Source organism: Flavobacterium sp. (genome assembly GCF_044348915.1).
In the GTDB taxonomy this organism is placed as follows: Bacteria; Bacteroidota; Bacteroidia; order Flavobacteriales; family Flavobacteriaceae; genus Flavobacterium.
Genome location: NZ_JBIKRX010000115.1, coordinates 1 through 7,007, shown reverse-complemented (window position 1 = coordinate 7,007; position 7,007 = coordinate 1). Strand labels below are relative to the sequence as shown.

Annotated in this window: 5 protein-coding genes; 1 reads left to right on the top strand and 4 read right to left on the bottom strand. The window is 35.0% G+C overall.

Annotated elements, in window-relative coordinates; translation table 11 throughout:
• The coding region (locus ACIQ1E_RS13240) for an IgGFc-binding protein (protein WP_396171787.1) at positions 1-1,570 on the bottom strand (1,570 nt) is incomplete at its 3' end.
• Positions 1,571-1,710: 140 nt separating this feature from the next.
• A complete protein-coding gene (locus ACIQ1E_RS13235; RefSeq protein ID WP_396171786.1) occupies positions 1,711-4,038 on the bottom strand; it encodes a choice-of-anchor L domain-containing protein in 2,328 nt (775 codons plus the stop codon).
• 165 nt (positions 4,039-4,203) lie between these two features.
• Between ACIQ1E_RS13235 and ACIQ1E_RS13230 the strand changes: the two genes are divergently transcribed.
• The gene (locus ACIQ1E_RS13230) at positions 4,204-5,262 is read left to right on the top strand and encodes a hypothetical protein (RefSeq protein ID WP_396171785.1); all 1,059 of its coding nucleotides are present in this window, start codon (positions 4,204-4,206) and stop codon (positions 5,260-5,262) included.
• Positions 5,263-5,413: 151 nt separating this feature from the next.
• Here ACIQ1E_RS13230 and ACIQ1E_RS13225 read toward each other — a convergent pair whose 3' ends face one another.
• Together ACIQ1E_RS13225 and ACIQ1E_RS13220 are read right to left on the bottom strand one after the other, a co-directional pair.
• Complete coding sequence (locus ACIQ1E_RS13225; protein ID WP_396171784.1) at positions 5,414-5,653, bottom strand: hypothetical protein; 240 nt, start codon at positions 5,651-5,653, stop codon at positions 5,414-5,416.
• Positions 5,654-5,916: 263 nt separating this feature from the next.
• The gene (locus tag ACIQ1E_RS13220; protein ID WP_396171783.1) at positions 5,917-6,873 is read right to left on the bottom strand and encodes a fasciclin domain-containing protein; all 957 of its coding nucleotides are present in this window, start codon (positions 6,871-6,873) and stop codon (positions 5,917-5,919) included.
• Positions 6,874-7,007: the final 134 nt, after the last annotated feature.

The following is a 7,007-nucleotide window of genomic DNA, read 5'->3' as shown; positions in this document are numbered from 1 at the left end:
CAAATCCATTAGAAGGACATCCCGAAATACCTCCTCTTACTTGATAATATCCAGGAGCAGTTGGTGTGTATTGGCTTGTTGTAGCTCCGGCGATGGCTACATCATTAAAAAACCATTGAAAAGTATTATATGAGGATAAACTGCTAATTTTCAGGACAACATTTGGTATGCAAGAGGAACTGGCTACGGTTATTTTATCAGAAACTACTTCTGGCTTGAGATCAAAACCAGAATAATAGCCGCCATAAGTTGCTGCACCATTGGTTCCAAAATAGGAAACATATACTTGTTTGTCTGATTTAACAGATACGTTACCACTCAATCCACTTACTGAATATCTTACAAATCCTGGATTACCAGTAATTGCAACAGGTGATGCCGTAGTAGTTACTCCATTAATTTTTACTACTGCTCCTGTTTCAGTTACAATATTCAAGCCACCATTGAAAGTGATACTGCCGATTGATTGGATCATTGGAATATTATCGACAGAATTTGGGGTGGCACAATTAATAGGTGGCACAAAAAATAAGTTTTGATTGGCAGGGGTTCCAGATCCTCCAATACTCTGATACGCAAATACACTTTCTGATGTGGTTACATATAAATTTTCACTAATAAACTGGCTTCCATCAATTACAATATAATTACCTGGATTTAGCAACGTTGTAAACGGAGTAGTACTTCCATTCAAATAGACGCTGGTATTTGGATTTTGCGCAATTAATAAAACACGTTCCATATCATTCGCGCCAATGCCTTTTACGAAAATGTATTCTTTTCCTGTTTTTTCAAAAGATACAATTTGGTCAAATCCAACATCCCTGCCATTCCCTGTACTGTTGCTACCTCCAAATGAACCTGAATTCACAACTACTGGTTTGTCGGAAACGACAAGTGCTCCTAACATTTTTGAGCTATTTGAAGGGGTATTATTGCCGGTATAGTTTTCTAAAGCCAAAACATAGCTTTCGTTTTTATTCAATGTTACAACTATAGGCGCAGTATAAGTGGTGCCATCAGAAAAAATTGTTCCTATTGGAAAATCTGAAATCGTGATTTGTGTGTTATTTTCTGTGGATAGAATTGAAGCAAAATTCAATAAAGATGAATCAACATTTGGATTTAACATACCTCCCAATCTAAATGTTTTTCCTAGGGCACTGTTTCCTTTGGATACCAATCCTCCGGCGTGATTATAAGAGCCGTTGTTGTTTCTGGATGCATTTGCTCTTACACTGACATAAACTAAATCCTCAGCTTCTATACTATATCCTTTGTCGGTTATCTTTCCTATTATTGTTTTTGGTGTAAATAATCTAGTATTGTTTCCTGTTCCAATATTATAAATATAAGGAGAGGAGTTACTTACTACGCCAGAAATTACACTGCCACCAATTTCAAAAATTTTAAAATTGACATTATTAGTGTTTGGAGTTGAAATAAATAAATAGTGATCTTCTGCCAAATTGTTTGGCGCTGTCAAGGGTGGTATATAATGCGTCTTACTAAACTGAGCGAAACAACCTAAAGAAGTAAATAAAATAGCGAAGAGAAATACATTTTTCATTGAATGGGTAAAATAATGGGGCTATTAACTAATAGTAAAAAAATAGCAGGCTTAAATTTAAGGAAAAAAATCAAAAACATTAATTTTTGATTGAAAAATACAAAAAAAAGGCACTTCATCGGCTTATTTGTTAAGGTAAATTATCTTTTAAGCGAAAAATGGCCTTTTATTTTTTTGCCATCCCCAAAATCAAGTTGAAACCAATAATCATCCGAAGGCAATTCGGCACCGTTATATTTTCCGTTCCAGCTGGTATTTATAGCATTGATTTCAAAGAGTAGTTGGCCATAACGACTATAAATGATGATGTTTGCACTTGGAAACAAATTTAGATTTTTTATTTTCCACACATCATTATATCCGTCGCCATTGGGAGTGAAAAATCTTGGATAATCTAAAACATAAACTTCAAATGGTGCCGATAATCCGCAGCCATTTTTATCATTTGCTAAAGCCAAATATTTTCCTGCAGCAATACCTGTAAAAATGGGGGTGTCTTGAAAGTTTAGACCGTCAAGAGAAAATTCATAGTTACCGTTGCCTGAAAATTGTAGTTCAACAGAGTTTTCATTCGCTGAAAAATCATTCACTGTTGCAGCAGTAATGGTAGCTATTTCGGAACTTGTAACTGTAAATTTTTTCAAGGCTGCACATCCATTTGAATCGGTAACAGTAACCGAGTAATTACCCGGCGTAGAAACAGTGATTTGTTCTGTTTTTTCTCCAGTATTCCATAAATAACTAGAATATCCTGAAGCAACGATTAAATCAGTTTTTAAACCCGAGCAAAGACCCGAGGTCTCATCTTGAAAATCTGCAGGGCTAAAGGTATTTACAGCTAACGTTATCGGAATTATTCCGTAACAATCAGGTCCGTTTACGATTCGGGCTTGAATAATTTGTTGGTTTGGGGTTGTGTTTTTATAAATATTAGGTAGTGTGCTCTTTTGAGAAATAGCATCTGTTGTATTCAAATAGTATTCGACAATCATTCCTGGCGGCAAACTGCTCAATATTTGTGGACTAACTTGTGCATTCAAATCAAATTGATATAATCCGTCTTGTGCAGCATCTTGGTCACAAGTTGCAATTGGGTTTTGAGTTGAAATGCTGTTATTGGCAATTGCAAGGGTAACTTGGGCATAATTAGTGCAACCAAATGAATCGCTAACTCTTGCATAAAGTACTGGAATTGTTGGTTTATTGGTATACGTTGTTGGATTAGCAATTGGATTTAGTTTTCCTTGTGCATCAGAAAGGGATTCATAATACACTACAGGGCTTAAAGTTGCATTATTGCTTTTTATGATGTTATCTATTTTTGATAAATTGAAAATAGTTACACCGTCATTGTTATCGTCGCATTGTGCGAGAGTAGTATCTGATAAGGTTATTTTTGGAGTAAATTCAATTCGTATCTCGTCGGTTGTCGTGCAGGTTGCGGGCGTAAATACAATTTCTACTTTATAAGTCCCTGTATCGGTAACATTCAGCGACGGTTTTGTTTCACCTAGTATTTCAATACTGTCTTTAAACCATTTGTAGCTGTAACTTGCCGGCAATTTAGTATCGATTGTATAAACCTCTGCAAAACAAACCGCATTATTTGACGCGATTGTGCGATCTGATCCTAAGTCAATTTTTGGAGCAAAACTTCCTGCTTGGAGAAACACCGCTGAGTCATAATCTGTATTAACATCGTCGGCAATCACTAATTTTATACGATATGTTGTTCCTGCAATCACATTGGTTTGCGCATTCATTACTACGGTCTGGCCAGCATAGTTTATTGGACTGGTATTGGTTGATGCTGTATTGGAGCTTCCAAAATAGTTTTCATTTATTGCGGGGCAAGTTGTTACATTTCCAAAATTATCGGTAAAACTGATTGCCTGATGAATTTTTGTTGATGATACTGGAGTGGTCGTGCTTGGAATTACTGCCAAGTTTTGGTAATTGCTAGTGCCTTTTACTTTTATTAGGAAAGCAAAACCATCTGAAAAACGACAAGGGAAAGCATCTTGATATTCGTTTGAAGCAAACACATAATTAAAACTTAAGAAACTTGTTAGCGGTGTGAAATCAAATTCCAAAGATGTTGCATTGATAGTTGTGGTTATGTTTAATGCCTTATTCAAATCGGGATCACCTAACCATGAGGTGCTTCCTTCACCCTTATTCCTGATAAACGGCCCGACGGAATTATCGCTACGCCAAGTGCTTAAGACGATTCCATCTTCAAATGGAAAGCTACTTCCGTTTTTATTAAACTCTCCATAGCTGTTGAATCCCGGAGTGTAATTGTCACCACTTACGGAAAAATTATTAGTGTTTCCACAAGAACTGTTTACCAGTTTATCTACAAGTTGTTGGGCTGTTTTAGTATCATCAACAGTAATTTGTGCAGATACCACTAGCGTACTGCAATGAATAATGCCAAAAATTAAAATAGTCTGTGCCCATTTCATAGTCATACAAATATACTTAAATTCTGCATTTTTTTTAAATCACTGAATTTGCAGTAAGCTTTTTTTAGAATTCTAGGATTTTCTCCCCGTTAAGTAAGGTATTTTAGGTTGATAATTTGAATTTAGAAGTCATAAAACTGTAAATTTGTATAAATTATTTTCAAGATGAGTGACGAGCAATTAATGTTTTTCAAAAAACCTTCCTATCCTATCCACAGTTCCTTTTTAGAATATTTAGAACGATTTGATAGGGTTTCAAAAGTTCCTATTGATTACGATGATCTATTGCGATTTTCTGGTTCTATAACAGTTTATGACAAAAACAATGTCGATACCTTATGGATTCGTGTGTATTACAGTGAGTTTGACAGGGTAGAGATTGATTTGAATTTAAAAAAAATATATTCTTATCTACATTCGGATGGTAATACGGATATAGTAAAGTTTTTGAGTGTTGACGCCATTGACTATTGCACTTTTGGAAACTCAAAGCCCTTTCGAATTAAAGTAAGAAATATTCTAAACGACAATTACACCTATTTTTATGTAAAAAAAGCCGATGCTTCCCGTGTGTACGGATTAGAATTGGAGCATATTCTTTCGCCTGATAAAATCCATTTTTTAGTTTATAAAGATACTTTGATTGAAGAACACATCATGGGAATTCCCGGAGATGTGTTTATGGAGACTCTCCTGGTAAATTGCACTGAAGTTGAAAAATCACAAATTGCAAAAGAGTTTGTCAAGTTCAATGAGCGCTGTATGATTCGACTTTTAGGAGATATGAGAGCTTACAATTATGTAATTGTGCCCATCCACGATTTCGACCAAGTGGTTTTCAAAATTCGTCCCATAGATTTTGACCAACAATGTTACGAAGGTAATTTAAAGGTGTATCGTCCACAGTTTTTCAAAGAGAATTATCCAATGGTAAAATTGGTTAGAGATAAATTACAGGATAGTTCGATCGAACAATACAAAAATGAGGAACGTGCTGCTCTGGCTAAAAGAATTTTTACCAATGAAACGCGAGTTAATAAATTGTTGCATATTATGGGCAATGACATGTTAGCGCCAGATACTCATGTGGAGCAACTTAAAATGGAATTGTATCGATTAACGCACGATATTAATTTCAAAAGGGCAAAAACTATGGGAAAAGTACTAGACTCCGCTTTCGATTTTGTTACTAGAAATTATAAAAATGTCTTTATAAACAATTAATCTAGTCTAATCGGAAGGTTTTTTTATCTACAAATGAATATCTATTTCCAATAGCTTAGCCGCACGTTTGCTGTTTGCCGATTGCTTCAGCATCAAAAGACTTTTTAAGAGTATAAGTATTAGCATGGGGCCGGGGCTTAGGTTGTAGATTTTAAATAGAATACTGTTTTTTGATATATAATCTGTTCAATACTTCATTTATGTTTCTTAGTTCGGGGGTGAGGTATATTTTATGCCCGTGAACGTCGTTTGTCATTTCTAAGCCACAAATGGAACATTTATATTCCATAAAGTGATTGGTGACTTTTCGGGTTGTGATGATTTTGTGTCCAAATAAAGAGCACAAAATTTTACCAGATAAATTTGCTTCTTTTAGGTTGAAAGTGTTCATAGGTAGTTGGTTAGAGATGACATAGTAAACTTAGAGAAATAACGATTAAGTAGCAAATAAAATCGATAAAAAACATTTATTTTTAAAATAGATAGATAAAAGATGACAAATATGTGTTTTTTTACTAATCAAAAAAGGGTACTTTGTTGCTTTTTTAATTTAGCGCAGAAAAAAACCTCCAAGAATCAACTTCTTGGAGGTTTTAGTGAATCAACAATTTACTTATTATCGTGTCATCTTAGTTAAAGATAAGTATCAGACTGCTATAGTGTTGGCAACAATACTCTGCTTACTACGTGAATCACTCCATTAGCACACTGGACATCTGTTGCAACAATATTTGTAGTTCGGCCTGCATTATCTTTAATTTTAGGACCACCTGCAAGTAGAATTTCATAGGTTTGAGGTGTTTGTAAAGTTGCCACTTTTTGACCTTCTTTCAAGCTGGCAGCCAAAATGTTTCCGTTTGCTACGTGGTATTGTAATACTTTGGTTATGTTTGCAGCAGATACTCCTGCGATTCCACCAGGGGCCAATTCTGTGTTCAATGCTGTGAAGGCATCATTTGTTGGCGCCATTACAGTGAATGGTCCTGTTCCAGAAAGTATATCTACAAATTTAGGTTGATCTGCACGACTTAACTGTGTAACTAATGTTGTAAAATTCGGATTAGCTACGGCATGAGTTACAATCGTTGGCAATCCAATCACTTTGTCAACAATGTGTATAACACCATTAGATGCCATAACGTCAGCTGTAGTCACCATTGCACCTCCATTAATTTTTACACCTGATCTAAGATCTATGTACATACTTAAATTATTGTCCGCTGACGCTGATCCTTTCGCCAAAGTTTTTACATAGCCTGTTGTTAGTGCAGTTGATTTAACAGCTCCACTTACTACGTGATTTAATAAAATTTGCGTCAAAACAGCATTTGGTACATCTTTTAGAGTAGCATATGGAGTTGTTTTCAAGAAATCTTCAAACGCTTTGTTTGTAGGTGCAAATACAGTGAAAGGTCCTGAAGTTTTTAAAGTACCATCAAGTTTTGCTTGTTGTAGCGCCTGCACAAGTATTGATAGATTTGCATTAGTTTGAGCAACTCCAGTAATCGAATTGTCTTTCATGGGTTCATCATCATCATTATCACAAGAAATTGTGAAAGATGTAAGGGCAACAAGGGCAATAATAACTTTAAATTTTAATAAATTTTTCATAATGTTTTTTTGTAACTAATCAGTCTCAAATATAGGGATTTTATTTCATGTCAAAATGACGTGAAATAAAATTCGAATTCATGCCACATAGTCATTGGATTTATTAGGTGAATCTTTTTATATTTTGTACTTTC

Coding starts and splice junctions, on each gene's coding strand:
- ACIQ1E_RS13225 (WP_396171784.1), bottom strand. CDS start 5,653: ATGAACACTTTCAACCTAAAAGAAGCAAATTTATCTGGTAAAATTTTG.
- ACIQ1E_RS13220 (WP_396171783.1), bottom strand. CDS start 6,873: ATGAAAAATTTATTAAAATTTAAAGTTATTATTGCCCTTGTTGCCCTT.
- ACIQ1E_RS13235 (WP_396171786.1), bottom strand. CDS start 4,038: ATGAAATGGGCACAGACTATTTTAATTTTTGGCATTATTCATTGCAGT.
- ACIQ1E_RS13230 (WP_396171785.1), top strand. CDS start 4,204: ATGAGTGACGAGCAATTAATGTTTTTCAAAAAACCTTCCTATCCTATC.